This window comes from Methylomonas rosea (assembly GCF_024505055.1).
Classification (GTDB): domain Bacteria; phylum Pseudomonadota; class Gammaproteobacteria; order Methylococcales; family Methylomonadaceae; genus Methylomonas; species Methylomonas rosea.
Genome location: NZ_JANIBL010000002.1, coordinates 94,248 through 114,549, shown reverse-complemented (window position 1 = coordinate 114,549; position 20,302 = coordinate 94,248). Strand labels below are relative to the sequence as shown.

Here is a 20,302-nt window from a genome sequence, read left to right as displayed (position 1 = left end):
GCCCAAGTTAAAAAGATGGTAACTATTCAGCGACCCTACACCTTTGTGGCCTGCTTAATTGGATGAAAAGCTATCAGCACTGAATAGTTACAAAAGATGATTTATTTCCTGCTATCCATGGTCGCCAAATGCACACTATCAAGGACTTTTTCACCATAGTCGGCGGACTGCTGTTGCTTTTTCTAAACGCACACACCGCATTTGCCAAACCGCCGCATGCGCTGCCGATGATCGAACTGCAAGTCCCGGCCATTGGTGTCAGCCAGCAGCACCATCTGGCGCAGACCGCCGCCGGCGAGTTAATCCTCAGCTGGGTGGAAACCGATGGAGGGAGCAGCACCGCTAAATTTGCCGTACTGGAAAAACAGGGCTGGAGCATGCCCTTAACGGTGGCCAAGGTCGAGGGTAAATTGGCCGACCCGCCGGTGATAATTGGACTAAGCGACGGCAGCCTGGCCGCGGCCTGGATGCCGTATGTCAAGGACTCCCCGGACCGCTACGCGGCAGACATCTACCTGGCCAGATCGATAGACGGCGGTTTAAGCTGGAGCACACCGCTAAAACCTTACGGCGATGATGCGCGTATCTACGACGCACAAATGTCTTTGGCCGCGCTACCCGATGCACGGCTGGCGCTGGTCTGGACCGACATGCGCAACGCCAGCCACGATCCGGCGGCCGATAAGAGAACCAACCGCTATCAATTGATGGCGAGCGTAATCGATAAAAACTGGCGCGCCGGCCCGGAGCTGGTACTGGATGACGATGTCTGCTCCTGCTGCCGCAGCTATACCGACGCGCAGGGCGAGCAATTGGTCACGGTCTACCGTGATCATGCCGCCGGCGAAATTCGCGACATCAGCGCGGTGCGCTGGCAAGCCGGCGGCAATCCGCAAATCACTAATGTACATGCGGATGGTTGGGTGATAGGCGGCTGCCCCAGTAACGGACCATCCATCGATCTAACGTCAACCGCTGGCGTGGCGGCCTGGTTCACGGCCGCCGATGGTAAAGGCCGGGTGAAGGTGGCATTTTCCGACGACAAAGGCGCACAGTTTAACCAACCCATCGAGCTGGATGCCGACGCCAGCGGCTATGCCAATGCCTTACTGCTGGACGACGGTTCGGCTTTGGTCAGCTGGCGCGGCCGCAATGGACCCGAAGATGAGTTACGGGTTACGAAAGTGACAACTGACGGCAGAGTCAGCCGGGAAACTACGGTATATCGCGGCAGCTTCCCGAAATGGCCCAGCAAATATCCGGCGATGGCCCGGGTCGGCAAGCAAGCTTTTGTCGCCTGGACCGATCCAACGCAAAAGAAAGTGCGGCTAGTTTCTTTAACTATCGACTAAGACGGAATATGCGGGTACGACCAAATCCCGTAACCAGCGAAAGGGAGGCGGCTCAAGACTGGGGCATATGCCGCAATGGCTGATTAAAATAGGTCATATCCCGCAGCTCATTTGTTTTTAAGCGCCGCCAAACCCATTGCTGCCGACGGCTTAGTCGCGCTAACGTGCGGTGTCTAATGACAACAGGTCTGGCTTGGCTTGGTTATTGCTGAAACGCATCGTTATTTGCCCCGGCCACGAACGTCTTCAATGTCCAAAGAATCACCAGGATTTCTGCACACGCTGTTTCTGCAACACGCACATGAAATGGGGGCTTTTGTACGCGGCCGTTGGCCACGAGAACCCGATGTAAACGATATTGTGCAGGAAGCTTTTCTGCGCCTATCGCAATATCCGGAGCCGCAAACCATTCAAAACCCCAGGGCGTTTTTATTTCAGACCGCCGCCAATCTAACGGTTGATCGCCATCGCCGCCGCGAAACTCGCGAACGTTTCGATGAACCCGACGCAGATATCGAGCAGGTTGCCGACCAGCGCCTGTCGCCGGAGCATTATTGGCAAACCCATCAACAATTGGAGAAATTCTCCGCCTGGCTGGACGAGTTGCCGGAATTGCGCCGCCATGCCTTTGTTTTGTATCGGATAGAAGGCTGTTCGCATGCCGAAATTGCTAAGCGCTTGGGCATTTCGGTACGTTGTTCCGAGCGGTATGTGATGCTGGCGATGCAGCATATCAGCAGCAAACTCAGCGCCGAACCCGGCCAGGATTGGCGGTAATTGCCATCTGCCCAGTCTATGACAAAGTCCGGTAAACTGTGCCTTTGATAAACACATTTCAGTCACTCAGCGTGTCCGACATCGAATCCATCAGCCAAACCATGCGCGACCAGGCAACCGCCTGGCTGCTGCGTTTGCGTGATACCCCCGCAAACGCGCAAATCCAACGTGCGTTCGCAGACTGGCTGGCAGCCGATCCCGCGCATCAAACGGCGTATCGGCAGGTGCAAGCCCAATGGGACTGGATGGAACCCTTTAAGCAGCAAAGCTTTCCGGCGCGCGACGCGGCATTGCGTTATCGGCCGACTGCTCGCCAGTCATCCGGGCGTAAATGGCTGATTTACGGCGCGGCAGCAACCGTGTTATTGGGCGTTGGTTTTGCGATATTCTCGCCGCAAGGCTGGTACGGCTTTCCCCATAGTTACAACACGGGTAAGGGTCAAAGGCAGGTCGTGGCCTTATCCGACGGTAGCGAGCTGGAATTGAATACCGATACGGAAGTGCGGGTGCATTTCAATCGTGCCCAACGCCATGTCGATCTGATTCGCGGCGAAGCGTTCTTTAAAGTGACTCACAATGCCGACAGGCCGTTTAGCGTGCGGGCCGGCAATCTCAGCGTGCGCGACATCGGCACAGCTTTTGATGTTTACAAGCAAGCCGACCGGATTAGTGTGGCGGTGCAAGAAGGCATGGTGGAAATAGCCGGCCAGGGCGAAAGCCGCGAGCTAAAAGCCGGGCAGCAATTGGCGTATAGCGACGATGAACGTTTTGTGCCGGCCACGGTAAACGATATTGCCGCAGCAACGGCCTGGCGCCAAGGGCAGTTGATTTTTAACGGCCGGCGGCTGGTCGAGGTTTTGGCGGAAATCGGCCGCTATCACGACGTACAAATCCGCCTGCCCGATCCGAAACTGGCCGAGCTACACGTCAACGGCAGTTTCCGCACCGAGCAACTGGACGGGATGTTGAATGGGGTTACCGCTTTATTGCCGGTCAACGTCAAGCGTATCGGCGAGCGGGAAATCGTCTTGGAAGCGGCGAGCACGCGCTAGCGTAAGTGCGAATTTATTCGCACGGTCAAATTCGTACCTACTTTGCCTTGCGCCGGGATTTCCGCGATTGCCGCCAGAAAAAAATTCAATGGCTGGCGGCTTTTTCAAAGCTCTGCGTCTATGCCCATGAACCCTACAATAATGGAGACATGGAGCATGACACTGACCATCAAACCCCTCGCCGCTGCCATCGCGCTGGTCTCGGTGCAAGCCTACGCCGAGGACGGCAAGCACCATTTCGATATTCCAGCCCAATCCTTGGCGGCAGCCCTGCAACAGTTATCCGCGCAATCGGGCACCGCGATGTTATATGCGGAACAATCTACTAACGGCAAGACCAGTCCGGCGCTGGTTGGTGAATACACGATAGAAGAAGCCGTTCGTAAGCTGTTAAACGGTAGCGGCCTAACGCATAGCATCAACGCAGATGGCACGATGACGCTAAAACCAGCCGGCAACGACAGTAGTGCAACCATGCTCGGCGCTGTCACGGTAATCGGTAAGACTGCTTATGATGCTACAGACCCTTATAACTTGGATTACAACCGCCCCAACGCCACGACCGCCACCAAGACCGATACGCCGCTCATGGAGACGCCGATTTCTGTTCAGGTCGTGCCTAAAGCGGTGCTGGCGGATAAACAGTCGATGACCCTGCCCGATGCAGTGAACGGCCATGTCAGCGGAGTATTGGGCCGCACCGGCGGCGGTTATCTGTACGACAATTTTGTCATTCGCGGTCTGGCCGGTTCCGGGTTCGGCGATGCCTACCGCAACGGCTTGTTCAATCGCCAGGATATTTACGATATTGCCAATATCGAACAAATCGAAATCCTCAAGGGGCCGGCGGCGGTACTGTATGGCCGCATCGAGCCCGGCGGCTTGGTGAACTACGTGACCAAGAAACCGCGCGATACACCCTATTATTCGCTGCAACAGCAGTTCGGCTCCTACGACCAATACCGCACCTTGATCGACGCCACTGGGCCGCTTGATGACAACAAGACGCTACTTTACCGAGTAAACGGCTCTTACACCGATAATCAATCGTTCCGGGAATTTGTCGGCAACGAGCGGTTTTTCGTGGCGCCTATTGTCACTTGGCGGCCCAACGAAAAATTCGAGACCAATCTCGAGCTGGAATATAAACACGATCGCTTGAACGCCGATTACGGGATTCCCGCCGTTAACGGACGCCCGGCGCCGATCCCGATCACCCGCACGTTGAAGGACGGCCCGCAGCGGCAATTGATGGAAAGCACCCTGATCGGTTACGACTGGACTTACCGTTTCAACGACGACTGGAAAATCACCCAACGCTATCAGTTTAAGGATTGGTCGCTGAGCGGTCCGACGCTCTACAATTATTTAGGCTTGCAGGACGACCAGCGCAGCCTGAATCGTATCGCCACCACCGGCGTGCAAGATGTGATGACCCATTCCGGCAACATCGATTTGAACGGGAAATTCGAACTCCTGGGCAGCAAGCACAATCTGTTGATTGGTGTAGATGGCTTCCACGCCACAACTGAATCGCATGACGCGGATAGTCCGGCACCTGCCATCGATATCTATAACCCTATTTACGGACAAGTCGATTTTGCGGCGTTGACGAACGAAAATGCGTTTTTCTATCGCAAGGAATCCTGGGTAGGCGCCTATGTCCAAGACCAGATCACGTTGTTCGACAAACTGCATATCTTACTGGGCGGCCGCTACGATAACGTAACGACAGGGTCTAATTTCACGCCGGCGTCCTTGGCCGCGGCCAAAGCGGGACGCGTGGAGCAAAAAGACGATGCGTTTAGTCCCCGAGCCGGCGTGCTTTACCAAGTACAAGATTGGCTGTCGGTTTACGGCAGTTACACCGAGTCTTTTAGTTCTAACAACGGCGTCAGCGCCAGCGGAGCAAGCTTCGACCCGCAGGAGGGCCAGCAACACGAAGTCGGCATCAAAACGCAATCGCAAGACAAGCGGTTTTCTTCGACCTTGGCATTTTTCCATTTAACCAAAAGCAATCTGCTTACCGACGACCCGAACCAAGCTGACCCGAATTTCCAGATTCTGGCCGGAAAGATCAGGAGCAAAGGCATAGAACTGGACTTGGCGGGGCAAGTCACCGATCAGCTCCATCTGCTGGCGACTTATGCGTATACCCAGGTCAATTATGTCGAGGAATTCAGCGGTCTGCGAGGCAATCGCCTGGAGAATGTGCCCAGGCATCAAGGTAGTTTGTGGGGTACTTGGCAATTTAATGAAGCGTTTAAGGCGGGTTTGGGGGTGGTGGCTATCGGCAAGCGGCCGGGCGACTCAAACAATACCTTCATCCTGCCCGGTTATGCGCGATTGGATGCGATGGCGGCGTATACGCACCGCATAGGGCAGCACAAACTGACCGCCCAGTTGAACATCAATAATCTGTTAGACAAAGAGTATTATGCGAATACCGACGGCGGCAGCCTTGGCGCCATCCCCGGCTATCCGATCAATGTACTGGGTTCGTTGAAATACGAGTTCTAAAACGCGAGTCGCTTAGGTTTGGGTTAGGCACTAGCGTAACCTATACGTTGGCTTCGATTTGTCGGGTTATGCTCTAGCGCGCTAACCCGGCTTGCGGTTCATCATTCCCACGCCGACGATAGATTCAAAAGTCACCGCATCGCCCCAAAAAAACATCATGGCCCGCCGTTTTCCTGCAATCCAGGATACTCGGGATAAATATAATCCTTGCCCATCCGCGCATTGACGTCGACCATCAGGGCATACTTTTTTTGGGCAATGTGGCACTGACATTCAAAAAACCAAGCGCATCGGCACCATCTCCGACACCCGAAAGCCCTGTCGCCGGTAAAAGTGCTGAGCATGCAGGTTATCAGGATCGGTTAACAAGCTAAGTCGACGGCAACCATTTTGCCGGGCAAACTCCACCGCGTGCTCCAGCAACAGGCTACCCACGCCTTGGCCGCGGACGTCACTTAACACAACCATGTCCTCCAGCCAGGCCACCCGCTCGCCCAGCGCGGTGGAGACTGTGTAAAGCAGATTAACCATACCCACAATTTGGCTGTCATGTCGCGCGACAAAGATATGACCGATGTTCGGGTCGGTAATGATGCTCGTCAATCCCCGATTCTGCGCCTCATAATCCGGACGAAACTCCGCTTCTTGACTGAATAGTTCGCTTAGCAGATGGCAAAGCGGCGGGATATCGGCAACGCTGGCCAGGCTTATTTCCATTTTTGTCTCTCGTGTCCTATCTAGGGGGTTAAAGCAATGCGGCCATCTCCGTGACAAATCTCACAGCTTGGTTGCGTCACAATAGTAGCTTCGGCGCCATGACCACGAGTTTTAGCTCATCGCTAACACCACTTAATCCTTGACAGCTTCGACCTGAATAAGCACCTTGACCTCATCGCCCACCGCCGGCACATATTTGTCGATGCCAAACTCCGAGCGTTTTATCGTGCCAACCGCATCGGCGCCGCAGGTGTACTTTAATCTGATGACATTCATTCCACAGTAAAAGCGTTCGACATTCAAGTGTACGGGCTTGCTGATGCCATGCAAGGTCAAGATGCCGTCAGCACCGACCAGTTTCTCACCTTGAAAACTGAGTTTGTCGGATTTGAAGGTCATCGCCGGATATTGCGCACTATCGAAAAAATCCTTGCCGCGCAAATGTTCTTCTAACTCTGCCAAACCGGTACTGATCGACGCTGTGTTGACGCTGATGTCTATGCTGCCTTTACCCGCTACGGCATCCAATATCACTTTGCCGCTGGTTTCGTTAAAACGGCCGCGTTGCGTGGAAAAACCCAAATGGCTGATTTCGAAGCTGGGAAAGGTGTGATGGCTATCGATGGTATAACTATCGGCGGCCAGCACGCTAAAACTCAACAGACTGACGGCGCTTGCGGTACTCAGTTTTCTAATCATGATCATCTCCTTTGGGTTAAAAAGCGAGCGGCACTGCATTATTGCAGAGACTTTGTGATAATAGATCAGCTTTAACTCTATCACTCTGGCCAACTGCCGCTCTCATGCAACGAATCTATTACTATTACGCGGCCTTGATCGGCTTTTTCGGCCTGTTTTTGTTAATGATGGCTTGGCATACGCTATTGTCGCCATCAAACAAGCTGCCAACCGCATTGCTGTTGCTAATCTCAGTCGGACCGCTATTGCTGCCGTTTAAAGGTTTACTGAACCGCGACCTAAAAAGCTGTACCTGGATGAGTTATTTGAGCCTGCCGTATTTTGCGCATGGCGTCGCCGAAGCCTATGTTAATCAAATAGAACGGCCTTATGCGCTGTTGGAAGTGCTGTTCAGTCTGCTGCTGTGCTTCGGTGCCGGTCTGTATGTCTACAAAGCGGAAAAAGCCTGAGCATAATCGGCATGCAAGTCCCCTTACAATTCGAGTTTCAGAACGATCAGACCTTTGCCAGTTTTTTTCCAGGCAATAACGCCGAAATCGTCGCTCAGTTGCAGGCCTTAGCTACAAACGGCCAGGAGCAGCAGATTTTTATCTGGGGCGATGCCGGTAGCGGTAAGAGCCATTTATTGCAGGCCTGTTGTCAGCAAGCCAAGCTGGTGGGTAAAGATCCGTTTTATCTGGCTTTTGACGCCGACAACTTGCCGGCGCCGACCTTGTTGGAAGGCCTGGAAGACCTGGAGCTGGTCTGTTTCGACAATATTCAAACGCTTGCCGACCATATCGACTGGGAACACGCGCTGTTCGCTTTTTATAATACCCATCGGCAGAACAATCATAAATTGCTGCTGGCCGCCGATTGCCCGCCGAAGTTTTTAGGTTTCGATTTACCCGACCTGAAAACCCGGATGGCGTGGGGACTGACCTTAAAAATTCAGCCCTTGCGCGATGATCAGTTAATCGAGGCACTGACTTATAAAGCCCATTTTTTAGGCTTTGATATTCCGCCGGCAGTAGGGCGGTTTCTGTTGAATCATTATGTTCACGATTTAGCAGCGCTATGGCTGCTCCTAGACAAAATCGACCGCGCCACCCTGGCCGCGCAACGCAAATTAACCATTCCGTTTTTAAAGCAGATTCTGGCTGACGAAACATGAACAACAAGGTATTGATCGTGGGTGCCGGCGCCATCGGCGGGTTTTATGGCGGCCTGCTGGCCAAGGCCGACGCCGATGTCTCAGTGGTATGCCGCTCCGATTATGATGTCGTCCAACAGCAGGGTTACCGAATAGAAAGCCATGCCTTGGGTAGTTGGCAATTTACGCCCAGCCAGGTATTGCGCGATGCCGCCGACTACAATGATCAAGCTGATTACCTAATTTTATGCAGCAAGGTAACCCCGGACATTGATCGGGTTGCGCTAATTCGCGATGCGGTAGCACCGCACACGGCGATTGTGCTGATTCAAAATGGCGTCGAGATAGAACAAGAGCTGCAACAAGCTTTTCCTGACAATCTGTTGATCAGCGGCTTGGCGTTTATCTGCTGCAACCGGAACGCGCCCGCTGAGATTAGCCACCTGGCTTACGGCAAGTTGATCCTGGGTAATCTGTCAGATAGCCACGACCCTAAAACACTGTATTTGCGCGATTTGTTCCTGCGAGCCGGCATCGAATGCGAGATCAGTGATGACATAATTGCCAGCCGCTGGCAAAAGTGCGTCTGGAATGCGCCGTTCAATCCGCTATCGGTGCTGTCTGGTGGGCTGGCAACTCAGGCGATATTGCAGAATCAGGAAAATTTTGTTCGCCGGGTCATGCAGGAAGTCTGTAGTATTGCCGACGCTTGCAGTCATCCGCTACCGGCCGATATTGTCGAGAATCATATTGCTCTGACCCGTGATATGCCACCCTACAAAACCAGCATGCTGCTGGATTTCGAACGTGGACACACAATGGAAACCGAGGCCATTCTCGGCAACGCAGTGCGCGCCGCCAAGCGGCAAGGTGTAGACTGTCCTTGCCTGCAATCACTTTACGTACTGATGCAACTCCGGGAATTGCAAATCCGTTCCAATAGCCTACTTAACTAATTCACACAATTGACATTCTGCTTTTTGTTATTTTTCGGTTAGAATGTGAAGATTTTCATTGACCTTGTCTTTGAAGAAGCCGTGTGAATTTCGCCTCAGACCCTTGCAAAGCGAAGACCGGCCGCATATTTCGCTAGACTAGCAGCTATGTGATCCACAACCAACCGTGGCAATGGTGCTGGGGTTTAAAAGTTTTTATGTCCATTTTTAGAGTATAACCATGACTGATCTATCGCTTTACAGAAACATCGGCATCTTCGCTCACGTCGATGCCGGTAAAACCACTACCACCGAGCGGATTTTGAAGCTGACCGGAAAAATCCACAAAATCGGCGAAGTGCACGATGGCGCGGCGACTACAGACTTCATGGTGCAGGAGCAAGAACGCGGCATCACCATTCAATCGGCCGCGACCACCTGTTTTTGGCCGGGCAGTACCAACCAATTTCAACCGCACCGTTTCAATATCATCGACACCCCTGGGCACGTTGACTTTACTATCGAAGTTTATCGTTCCTTGAAAGTGCTGGACGGTGGCGTGGGTGTATTCTGCGGTTCCGGCGGTGTTGAGCCACAATCCGAAACCAACTGGCGTTATGCGAACGACTCCAAAGTCTCTCGAGTCATCTACGTCAACAAACTGGACAGAATGGGTGCCGACTTCTACCGCGTCGTAAAGCAGGTCGAACAAGTATTGGGCGCAAAACCGGTTGTGATGACCTTACCTATCGGCGAAGAAGAAAATTTTGTCGGCGTGGTCGATTTGCTGACTCGCAAAGCCTGGGTGTGGGATAACTCCGGCGACCCATTGAAATACGAAATTAAAGACGTCCCTGCGGATATGGCAGAGCAAGTCGAAGAATGGCGCGCGAAATTGATCGACCAAGTGGCTGATCAAGACGACGACATCATGGAAAAATATCTGGAAGGTGAAGAGCCTACCATCGAAGAAATCAAACATTGCATCCGCAAAGGCACCATCGCGATGGATTTCTTCCCGACGTTCTGCGGCTCGTCGTTCAAAAACAAAGGTGTGCAGTTGGTACTAGACGGCGTGATCGAGTATTTGCCGAACCCAACCGAAGTTAATCCACAACCTGAAACCGACCTGGAAGGCGTGCCTACTGGCGAACACGCGATTGTTGACGCGGACCGCCCATTGCGCGCACTGGTTTTCAAAATCATGGACGACCGTTTCGGCGCCTTGAACTTCGTGCGTATCTACTCTGGCCGTATCAAAAAAGGCGACACTTTGTTGAACACCTTTACCGGCAAAACCGAGCGTATCGGTCGGATGGTTGAAATGCACGCCGATGACCGCAACGAGATCGAAACCGCACAGGCTGGCGACATCGTGGCATTGATTGGCCTGAAAAACGTGCAAACAGGCCACACCTTGTGCGACCCAGACCAACCGGCTACTCTGGAACCGATGGTATTCCCAGATCCAGTTATCTCGATTGCGATTTCGCCTAAAGACAAAGGTAGCAACGAAAAAATGGGTATCGCGATCGGCAAGATGGTTCAAGAAGATCCGTCATTCCGCGTCGAAACCGACCAAGAAAGCGGCGAAACCATCATCAAAGGCATGGGCGAGTTGCACCTTGATATCAAAGTCGACATTTTGCGCCGTACCCACGGTGTAGACGTCAACGTGGGTAAACCACAGGTTGCGTATCGCGAAACCATTACCCAACGTATCGAAGACAGCTACACCCACAAAAAGCAATCGGGCGGTTCCGGTCAATACGCGAAAATCGATTATGTGATCGAGCCGGGCGAGCCAGGCAGCGGTTTTGTTTTCGAATCACAAGTAACCGGCGGTAACGTACCTCGCGAATACTGGCCTGCTGTTGAAAAAGGCTTTAAAGCCAGTATCGACAAAGGTGTATTGGCAGGCTTCCCTTGCTTGGACTTCAAAGTGATCTTGACCGACGGTGGCTTCCACGCCGTTGACTCCTCGTCCATCGCTTTCGAAATCGCTGCACGCGCCGCGTATCGCCAATCTATTCCGAAAGGTAATCCGCAATTGCTGGAACCGATCATGAAAGTCGACGTGTTCACCCCGGATGCACACGTCGGTGACGTGATCGGCGACTTGAACCGTCGCCGCGGCATGATCAAATCGCAAGATGCCGGCATTACCGGTGTACGTATCAAAGCCGATGTACCGCTGAGCGATATGTTCGGTTACATTGGCGATTTGCGTACCATGACCTCAGGTCGCGGCCAGTTCTCCATGGAGTTCTCGCACTACACCGCTTGCCCTCGCAACGTCGCGGAAGAAGTGATCAAAGAAGTTAAAGAACGTAACAAAGACAAATAAGCATCATATGGGCCGACCTTGTTCGGCCCTTACTCTGCTTAATATTGCCGATCAGTCACCTGCCGCGTTAAGCGGCAGGTGCATTTTTAACCATACAGTTTCCGCCATGTACGGAAACTTGTTCATTTACCTAACCTTGGAAGAACAATATGGCTTTTGTAATCACCGAAAACTGCATCAAATGCAAATTTACCGACTGTGTTGACGTATGCCCCGTCGATTGCTTTCATGAAGGTCCCAATTTTCTGGTTATAGACCCTGACGAATGTATCGATTGCACACTGTGCGAACCCGAATGCCCAGCCAACGCCATCCACGCGGAAGACGAGCTACCCGAAGGTCAAGAGCACTTCGCGGCACTGAACGCGGAACTGGCCAAACAATGGCCTATCATTACGGAAGTGAAAGACTCTCTGCCGGACGCCGACGAATGGAACGGCAAACCCGGTAAACTTGCGTTATTGGAAAAGTAAGAACTGTCATTTACCGAACCAATACTCTTCCTAACCTGAAGGGTATTGGTTCAAGCCATCGTTAAAGCACCCGCTTAATAGCTAAATTTCACCCTTCTCCACCACCGGCATGATCCAGTAATGGATACCGGATCCGGCAAATTCGGACTTCAATTTTTCCAGCAAGGCGGAAATAGCCATTTTCTCGGCATAAATCTGAAAACGCGCGGTTTGCTGATCGGCATCGTCGGCTTCGGTGAGAAATTTGGTGATTTTGTGCTCGCCTGTATCGCTATTAAGCAGCTCTTCCTCAAAACTGATCAGGCACTCCATCATCGGCCCCTCCATGACGGGCGGTACGATAAATGAAATGGAGAATTGTTGATGATGGACAGTTCTGAAAAAATCGTCTTCGCTGTTAAAACGATCAGACGCATTTTTGATCACTTGCAGATATTTACCGCGCCTGCGGTCGCCCTTACGCTTTTCGATAATATCGGCAGACACCGGGGTCTGATTTTGGCGCGGATCGTTGTACCAACTACGATGGTAATAAGGCCTAACCACCACCATTCTGCCGTTAAAGCGCCGATTTTTTAAACCTTTAATGACTCTTTGCACGGATAGTTCGGAATCCAGCGTTACCACCCCGTGGTATTCGATAGTGCCTATGCGGGTATCCTGTAAGGCCAGAATCTCCACATCGACTATACGGCCGGATTTTCTGAACAAGCCACTTTTCAAAGCAGGGGCCACAAATTCGGAAATTTCAGTATGCCTGGTATTAGCAGGAATTCGTCGCAAAAAAATGTTCATAGGGCTATGTGTGGCAAGAAAAATAGCTCATTCAAAAATGTTTAACCGCTGTTTTCCTGAACTGTAGCATCCCCAGTACATTTCTGCATACTTTATGCTTAGATGATGCCTTGTTCGATAGCCGGTACCAGCCAATAATGAAGTCCGGAACCGGTAAAATCCGCCTTTAGCTTAGTCAATAATGCGGAAATGTTTTGTCTTTCGACATACAGTTGAAAACGAATTTTGCGTTGATGCCCGGCGACCTGCTCTGCCAGCGACAAACCCTGCTGATTGTGATCGTGAACATTGGCCGGAAAACTGGTGAAGCCCTGCCACCATTCCAATGACAGTAAACAATCGACCAGCGCCTCTTCCAGGCTGGGCGGCACATTCACTGTCAGTAAAAATGCTTCGTGACTCATTTGCAATGCTCCGGATGGCGGCCGAATAGTTGATAAAGTATCGGCAACAAGATTAGGGTTAACAAAGTCGAAGACAGCAAACCACCGGTGACCACGATAGCCAGCGGCCGCTGAATTTCCGAGCCCGGTCCCGACGCGAACAGCAGCGGAATCAAACCAAACGCGGCGATGCTAGCCGTCATCAGTACCGGCCGCAACCGCCGCCCGGAGCCGATAATCACAACCCGCGACAATTCCATACCGGTCGCGCACAACTGATTAAAATAGCTGACCATCACCACCCCGTTTAATACCGCGATGCCGAGCAGGGCGATGAATCCCACCGAAGCCGGCACCGACAAATATTCACCGGACAACCAAAGAGCGAACACGCCGCCTATCATTGCCAACGGGATATTGGACAGCACCAACACCGCCTGCCGCACCGAGCCGAACGTGGAAAACAGCAACAAAAATATCAAACCTAACGATAATGGAATCACCAGAGAAAGACGCGCGGAAGCGCGTTGCTGATTTTCAAACTGCCCGCCAAATTCAACGTGAAAACCACTGGGTAATTTGACGCGTTCAGCAACCGCCTTCCGCGCCTCCTCGACAAACCCGACCAAATCGCGACCTTCTACATTGCTGCGAATCACCACGAAACGCTGGCCTTTTTCCCGGTCTATCGAGACGACACCCTCCACCGCTTGAATCTTGGCCACGGCGGTAATCGGCACATGGTCACCGTTCGGCAAGCTGATTTGTAAATTATCGAAGTTGGCGGTGTTGCTATCCCCGCGCAGCAGCAAAGGTGTGCGCTTGTTGCCTTCCTGCACAATACCCAGTTGCACGCCTTCAATCTGCGCACGCAACATATCTTCAATGCTATTACTATCTAGCCCGAAACGGCCGGCAGCTTCTCGATCAATACTAAGCTGGAGAAACTGCATGCCCTCATTTTTACGAGTAAACACGTCGCTGGCGCCGGGAATGGTCTTCAGCACCGTTTCAATTTGCTCCGCTTTATGATTCAAAGTATCCAGATCGGCGCCGAACAATTTGATCGCCACATCACCGCGAGTGCCGGTCAACATTTCCGAAACCCGCATTTCGATAGGCTGTGTAAAACCGAATGCAATCCCCGGCGTGTGATCCATAATTTTCCGGATTTCCTCGATCAGCTCTTCCTTGGTTTCCATCCGCCAATCCGATTTGGGCTTCAGGATCAGAAAAGTGTCGGTATCGTTCAAGCTCATCGGGTCCAAACCCAGCTCGTCGGTGCCGACCCTGGAAACCACAGTCTGTACTTCCGGGATATGCTCAAGGATGTTTTTCTGTACCCGACTGTCCAAGGCCACCGAATCCAGCAAAGTGATTGACGGCAATTTTTCCAACTGCACGATAATGTCACCCTCGTCCATCGTCGGCATGAAGGTACTGCCGATTTGGGTGAATACCAATACGCTTGCCACCAACATGGCGCCGGCGCCGATAAAGACTTTTTTGCTGTTAGCCAAACACCAGGCCAGAACGGGCTGATACCACTGCAACAGTTTGCGCGGCAACCAGGGCTCCTCATGCGACACCTGTTTCAGCAACAACGAAGCCAGCACCGGAATCACGGTTAATGACAAAATCAGCGAACCGCTTAACGCAAATACGATAGTCATCGCCACCGGCCCGAACAGCTTGCCTTCCAGGCCCTGCAAGGTCAGCAGCGGCAAGAACACGATGATGATGATCAATATGCCCGAAGTAACCGGCACCGCCACTTCGCGGGTGGCGCGATAAATCAGGTGCAATCGCGGTAACCTTTCGGCCTTTTGATGATCGGCCAGTTGAGTAATCACGTTTTCCACGACCACCACCGCGCCGTCCACCAACATCCCGATAGCTATGGCCAACCCCCCCAGGCTCATCAGGTTCGCCGACATACCAAACGCGTGCATTAGGATGAAGGTCACCAACGCCGCCAATGGCAAGGCCAATGCCACCGTCAACGCCGCGCGCAAATCGCCTAAAAACAAAATCAGCAACACCACTACCAAAACGATGGCTTCCAGCAAAGCCTTGGATACGGTATTTACCGCTTTACCCACCAACACGCCACGGTTGTAAAATACATTCAGGCGCACACCTTCCGGCAAACTCGGCTGCAACTCCGCCAACTTGCTTTCCAGTTGCTCGATGGTCTTCCGGGCATTGGCACCGCGTAAACTAAGTACGACGGCTGTCACGGCTTCGCCGTTGCCGTCCTTACTAACCGCGCCATATCGGGTCAACGCACCGATTCTTACCTCGGCAATATCTTCCACTCGAGTCGGCAAGCCCTCGTGTTGCGCCACCACAATGGCCTTCACATCCTGCTCGTTCTTGATACGGCCTTCGGCGCGCACAATCAGCGCCTCCTCGCCTTCGGTGAGCCGACCGGCGCCGTCGTTGCGATTATTATTTTGCAAAGCCGCTTTCAATTGCTGGGTATCGATATTTCGAGACGCCATGCGAATATTGTCAGGCACCACTTCAAAGCTGCGCACCAGCCCGCCCAGCGCATTCACATCCGCCACTCCGCTTACGGTACGCAGAGCAGGGCGGATGGTCCAATCCAGTAATTCTCGCCGTTGCATCAGCGTTAAATCGCCACCCTCAATAGCGAACATGAACATCTCTCCCAGCGGCGTGGTCATCGGCGCGATGCCGCCTTGCACACCTTCCGGTAAGTTACCCCACAAGGCGTTCAGCCGCTCCGCGACTTGTTGTCTGGCCCAGTAAATGTCGGTGCCTTCTTCAAAGTCCAGCGTAATATCGGTAATGGCATATTTAGCCAGCGAGCGCAGCATGGTTTGATGCGGAATGCCCAACAATTCAACTTCAATCGGCGCGGTAATTCTTGCTTCCACTTCTTCCGGCGTCATGCCGTTGGCTTTGACGATGATCTTGACCTGCGTCGGCGACACCTCGGGAAAGGCATCGATGGGAATATGTTTAACCGCATAATAGCCGCCGCCCATAAGCAGCAGTACGCCCAGTAGAATCAACAACCGTTGGGTCAACGCAAAGCGAATTAACCCGGCCATTATTCGCCGCCTCCCAAACCTAACCAATTGGCTTTCAAGGCCACCGCGCCTTTTACTGCGATTTGCTCGTTGCCGGACAACGGTCCGCTGATCAAGGAATTGGCATCCTGTTTACCGGTGACAGTCACTTCGGTCACCACGAAACCGTCTTGATTGCGTACGAACACATAGGCGTGCCCTTCGTTCTGCGCTATTGCGGTATTGGGTACAGTGAAACCGGTCTCTGCGCTGTTTTGCATGATCTGCGCATTGACGTTCTGTCCCACGCGTAAACCCTCGGCTTTGCCGTCTATCACCGCCCTGGCCAATACCGTCTGATTGTCGTGGTCGACGCTTTGGCCTAGCAGACTAATTTTGGCAGTGATCTCGCTGCCTTTCAGTCGCACCGAATCGCCGAGCCGAATACCGCTCAAGCGCTCCTGCGGAATATTGATTTCCAGCCACAGTTCAGACAAATCAGCAATCCGATACAGCGGCGCCTGCACATCCAGGCGCGCGCCCAAATTGGTCAGACGTTCCAGCACCACCCCGTCAATCGGCGCACGAATAGTCAAACGATTGTCCAGCTTATGGCTTTGACCCAAACCTTTAATCTCGGCGGCCGACATGCCGGCCAACAACAATAATTGCCGGGCTTCGTCGGCCTTGGCCGATTTGCTGCTGTGCACCATTTGGGTTTCCTGCCAGCGCCGCTGCGCAATCACGCCTTCTTGCAATAATTTTTGATCGCGGCTGCGCTCCTGGCCCGATAAATTCAATTCGCTAGCGGCAGTTAAAAATGCTTGTTGCAAGCCGACGAGTTCCGGGCTGTGCAACTGTGCCAAAAGCTGGCCTTTGTGTACCTTGTCGCCGATATTGACCGGCAATTGAGTGACCAGACCGGGCTGACTACTACTGATCAACACCTCCCGGTCAGCCGGCACCACCACTTTGCCGGGAGCGTAAAACAAGGGAATCAGCCTGCTAGCGGTAAGCTGCGCGACTTTGATGTCCAAATTGTCGATCTGTTGCTGAGTAATCTTGATCTGTGCGTCTTGAGCAAACACACTTGACGCCTGCGCCAATAACAGGCCGAAGATTAGCCACCTCATGGCTGTATGCCTACCGCTTGATTGTAGAACGCTATGTTGCGCTGTAATTTAACCTCTTGCAATTTGGCGTTGCGAATCGCTTCCAGACTGCGGGCCTGAATTTTTAAGAGATCCAACAGGTTGATTTCGCCGGCGGAAAAGCTGATTTCGGTCATTTTCAGATGGGTTTCGGCGATTTGTTTCAATTCATTGGCGATCACCAGCTCCGCCCGCGTCACTTCCAGAGCATGTTCGGCTTCGTGCAGATTTTTCTCCAATTGCCGGTAAAGATGCTCGCGTTGCGCCTTGGCATTGTTCAGCTCCAGATTCACCTTCGCGATTTCCGGCGCGTTATATGCCTCGCCGCCGAACAGCATCACCACGCCGACGCCGACACTCTCGATGTCTTGCCCACTGCGGCCATCCCGCTGGCTTTTCGCGCCTACACTGAGCTTGGGTTGATTGATAGGATCAGTGGTTTTGGTCCATTCGATTTCCGCCTGTTTGCGGTCGATGATGGCATTTATAGCTTCCAGCATCGGATGGTTACTGGTCACCGAGCTAATATCGCTTAATTTTTCCTGATAATTGCCCGGCACCCGCGACAAAGTAGTCAAGCTGGCATAGGCTTTACGGCTATGCATCACCTCCGCCTCGGCTTGGGTTACCAACGCCCGATTTTGCAGATATTCGCCCTTGGCCAGCAGTAAATCGGCGCGCGGCAAATCGCCCAGCTCGACCCGGCGCTCGACTTTTTTCATTAATTGCTCGGAGATCGACAAGGCATTTTGCGCCTGTTGTAAACCGATATTGGCAATTTCCATATTCCACAAGGCGTCCCTGATCAAGCGCGTAACTTCCAGTTTGACCGCGGCCGATTGCTTTTGCGCGGAAACGTCAGCCCGTTCCGCCACGGCCTGACCGGCATCGCGCTGCCCCCATTTCCAGGTAGTGATTTCGACTTGAGCGGATGCCTCGCGCGAACCCAGGTCGTCGGCAATTCGGTCATCCATATAATTTAAACCCACAGCCGTGGAGCCGGCCACCCAAGCATCACTGCGTTCGGCCAAGGCGTTGGCTTCCTGGGCCAAGGCTTCGCCAACCAGGCGATCCGGGTATTTTTCCAGGGTTATTTCGATTAATTGCGACAAGCTCAACGATTGATCGGTCTCTATGGGATCCATGTGCTCGACAATCAAATTTTCCGAAAACTTTTCGCCGCGAGTCGCCGCTAAGCTCTCTCCGACAGGATTTATTTCGGCAAGGCAAGGCGCCGTAACCAGCAGTAAAACAGGTAAACCGCATTTTAGATAACGGTATCCATTCATGGAGCACTCCAAAGCAATAATTGAATAGGGCTGAGCAGCCAAAGGCCTGAAGGGACTTTTGGCCAATTTTCGGGACGAGGGGCTGCTACGTGTTAACTAAGCCTGCTGAGACAGCAGAGCCTACCCCTTTCAGAGCGGCGGCGCGCGGGATGGATTGTGACTGAGTAAGGGGTCGGGCGCGAACAGCGGAATATGCGGAGAAAAATTTACGCCATCGATTTGGCGCATAATTGCCAAATCGGGAACTAAGCTAAGCATCAGATAGAAAACCGGCGTCAGCCTGTCCAGCCATTGCTGCTGTTTGATCGCGGAGCCCAAATTGACAATACTATTTTGAATTTGCAGATCGTGATCGACAGCCATAAATCCGGGGTCGTCATCATAATGGATATGCAGCGCCTCGAATTCGTGCAAATGCAGACCTCCCTGCATGGCATCTCTACCGACATGGGCATGCACCAACGGCGCCGCCACTTGCAAAAGCAGCAAAAACATAACTAGAAATTGACGCAAATATGCAACCATTTATGTTTTCAGAATGTCTGTGAGGTGTCGTTAATCAGTAGACGGCGGTTGTATAGGGCAATGCGAAAGGCTATTCTACTTGAATTACACGATTTTACCCCGATTATCGGCATACATTTATTCACTTTAGGCAAACATTCCTATGAACAGAAAGATCGGTACCTTGGCAACATTATTCATTGCGCTGGCCTTACTGCTAGGCAGTGTCCAGGAAGCTCAGGCCAAACGCATGGGCGGCGGAAAGTCTTTCGGTAGCAAACCGAGCTATAGCACGCCTTTTCAACGCTCCACCTCACCAGGCGGAGCCAGCAGCCAGCCGACCCGTTCGGCTAGCCAACAGCAAGCGGCCGCACAAAATCAAACAGCCAGACAAAACTGGGCAGGTCGCGGCGGCCTGATGGGCATGCTGGGCGGCTTGGCTTTAGGCGGTCTATTGGGCTCCTTGTTCTTCGGCGGTGCATTCGAAAACATCAATCTGATGGACATGTTGCTGTTTGCCGGCGTCGCCTATCTGCTGTATCGCTTGTTTGCGGCCAGATCACGTCAGCAACCCGCCGCGCCGACCGGTTACGGACCCGCTCACTCGCAACCAGCGGAATCGCAAAATTATTATCGCGAGAACCAGCAGCCGGCAGCCGCCCGCTCGGGTTTCGATACCGATGTACTGTTCAAAAAAGGCAGGACAGCAGGATCAAGCAACAATGACTATCAACAGCCCGCTAGTTTCGATGCCAACAACCTGCCGGCAGGATTCGATCAGCGCGCCTTTTTAAGCGGTGCGGAAAGTGCGTACCGTCACTTGCAAGCAGCTTGGGACAATCGCGACTTGGCGGAAATCCGCGGCTTAACCACCGACAAGGTATTTGTGGAAATTCAAGAGCAATTGCAAGCATCCAGTGACAGCAACAAAACCGACGTGCTGAAACTCAACGCCGAATTACTTGATGTCCGCGAAGCCGGCACGGAACTGGAAGCGGTGGTCATGTTCGACGCACTGATCATCGAAGACGGTGGTAAAGCCGAGCCCATCAAAGAAGTATGGCATTTCGTCAAACCCATAAACAGCAAACAAACCCGCTGGTTCCTGGACGGCATTCAGCAATTTGCGGAATAAGCC

Annotated in this window: 18 protein-coding genes; 10 read left to right on the top strand and 8 right to left on the bottom strand. The window is 52.7% G+C overall.

Annotated features, from left to right (window positions below; all coding sequences use genetic code 11):
- The first annotated feature begins 128 nt into the window (after positions 1-128).
- The 4 genes from NP589_RS01215 to NP589_RS01200 all read left to right on the top strand — a co-directional run bounded on the left by NP589_RS01215 (position 129) and on the right by NP589_RS01200 (position 5,701).
- Entirely contained in the window at positions 129-1,352 is a 1,224-nt protein-coding gene (locus NP589_RS01215) for a sialidase family protein (protein ID WP_256605305.1), read from the top strand.
- Between the two features lie 249 nt (positions 1,353-1,601).
- The gene (locus NP589_RS01210) at positions 1,602-2,129 is read left to right on the top strand and encodes an RNA polymerase sigma factor (RefSeq protein WP_256605304.1); all 528 of its coding nucleotides are present in this window, start codon (positions 1,602-1,604) and stop codon (positions 2,127-2,129) included.
- A 71-nt stretch (positions 2,130-2,200) separates the two neighbouring features.
- On the top strand, positions 2,201-3,181 hold the full coding sequence (locus NP589_RS01205) for a FecR family protein (RefSeq protein WP_256605303.1): 981 nt from the start codon (positions 2,201-2,203) through the stop codon (positions 3,179-3,181).
- A 156-nt stretch (positions 3,182-3,337) separates the two neighbouring features.
- Positions 3,338-5,701: a TonB-dependent siderophore receptor gene (locus tag NP589_RS01200; protein ID WP_256605302.1), complete on the top strand. Its 2,364-nt coding sequence runs from the start codon at positions 3,338-3,340 to the stop codon at positions 5,699-5,701.
- A 273-nt stretch (positions 5,702-5,974) separates the two neighbouring features.
- Here NP589_RS01200 and NP589_RS01195 read toward each other — a convergent pair whose 3' ends face one another.
- Both NP589_RS01195 and NP589_RS01190 read right to left on the bottom strand, forming a co-directional pair.
- Positions 5,975-6,418 (bottom strand): GNAT family N-acetyltransferase, encoded by a 444-nt coding sequence (locus NP589_RS01195; RefSeq protein ID WP_371929637.1) that lies wholly within the window; start codon positions 6,416-6,418, stop codon positions 5,975-5,977.
- A 132-nt stretch (positions 6,419-6,550) separates the two neighbouring features.
- Positions 6,551-7,117, bottom strand: a complete 567-nt coding sequence (locus NP589_RS01190; RefSeq protein ID WP_256605300.1) for a YceI family protein — start codon at positions 7,115-7,117, stop codon at positions 6,551-6,553.
- A 104-nt stretch (positions 7,118-7,221) separates the two neighbouring features.
- On the opposite strand from NP589_RS01190, the gene NP589_RS01185 reads away from it, so the two are divergent.
- From NP589_RS01185 to fdxA, 5 genes are all read left to right on the top strand, one after another.
- On the top strand, positions 7,222-7,566 hold the full coding sequence (locus tag NP589_RS01185; RefSeq protein WP_064035784.1) for a DUF2069 domain-containing protein: 345 nt from the start codon (positions 7,222-7,224) through the stop codon (positions 7,564-7,566).
- An 11-nt stretch (positions 7,567-7,577) separates the two neighbouring features.
- A complete protein-coding gene (hda, locus tag NP589_RS01180) occupies positions 7,578-8,270 on the top strand; it encodes a DnaA regulatory inactivator Hda (RefSeq protein WP_256605299.1) in 693 nt (230 codons plus the stop codon).
- A complete protein-coding gene (locus NP589_RS01175; protein WP_256605298.1) occupies positions 8,267-9,205 on the top strand; it encodes a ketopantoate reductase family protein in 939 nt (312 codons plus the stop codon). Before hda ends, NP589_RS01175 begins: the two co-directional genes overlap by 4 nt.
- 220 nt (positions 9,206-9,425) lie before the next feature.
- Entirely contained in the window at positions 9,426-11,531 is a 2,106-nt protein-coding gene (fusA, locus tag NP589_RS01170) for an elongation factor G (protein WP_064035787.1), read from the top strand.
- Between the two features lie 149 nt (positions 11,532-11,680).
- The gene (gene fdxA, locus NP589_RS01165; RefSeq protein ID WP_020484239.1) at positions 11,681-12,004 is read left to right on the top strand and encodes a ferredoxin FdxA; all 324 of its coding nucleotides are present in this window, start codon (positions 11,681-11,683) and stop codon (positions 12,002-12,004) included.
- 81 nt (positions 12,005-12,085) lie between these two features.
- On the opposite strand, the gene NP589_RS01160 is transcribed toward fdxA, so the two are convergent.
- From NP589_RS01160 to NP589_RS01135, 6 genes are all read right to left on the bottom strand, one after another.
- The gene (locus NP589_RS01160) at positions 12,086-12,799 is read right to left on the bottom strand and encodes a DUF3240 family protein (RefSeq protein ID WP_064009217.1); all 714 of its coding nucleotides are present in this window, start codon (positions 12,797-12,799) and stop codon (positions 12,086-12,088) included.
- A 98-nt stretch (positions 12,800-12,897) separates the two neighbouring features.
- A complete protein-coding gene (locus tag NP589_RS01155) occupies positions 12,898-13,203 on the bottom strand; it encodes a DUF3240 family protein (protein ID WP_256605297.1) in 306 nt (101 codons plus the stop codon).
- Entirely contained in the window at positions 13,200-16,262 is a 3,063-nt protein-coding gene (locus NP589_RS01150; RefSeq protein ID WP_256605296.1) for an efflux RND transporter permease subunit, read from the bottom strand. Before NP589_RS01150 ends, NP589_RS01155 begins: the two co-directional genes overlap by 4 nt.
- Entirely contained in the window at positions 16,262-17,353 is a 1,092-nt protein-coding gene (locus tag NP589_RS01145; protein ID WP_256605295.1) for an efflux RND transporter periplasmic adaptor subunit, read from the bottom strand. Before NP589_RS01145 ends, NP589_RS01150 begins: the two co-directional genes overlap by 1 nt.
- Positions 17,350-18,660, bottom strand: coding sequence for a TolC family protein (locus NP589_RS01140; protein ID WP_256605294.1), 1,311 nt, complete (start codon positions 18,658-18,660; stop codon positions 17,350-17,352). Before NP589_RS01140 ends, NP589_RS01145 begins: the two co-directional genes overlap by 4 nt.
- 129 nt (positions 18,661-18,789) lie before the next feature.
- Positions 18,790-19,155: a hypothetical protein gene (locus tag NP589_RS01135; protein ID WP_256605293.1), complete on the bottom strand. Its 366-nt coding sequence runs from the start codon at positions 19,153-19,155 to the stop codon at positions 18,790-18,792.
- Positions 19,156-19,327: 172 nt separating this feature from the next.
- Here NP589_RS01135 and NP589_RS01130 point away from each other — a divergent pair, with 172 nt between their 5' ends.
- Entirely contained in the window at positions 19,328-20,299 is a 972-nt protein-coding gene (locus NP589_RS01130) for a Tim44 domain-containing protein (RefSeq protein WP_256605292.1), read from the top strand.
- Positions 20,300-20,302 lie beyond the last annotated feature (3 nt).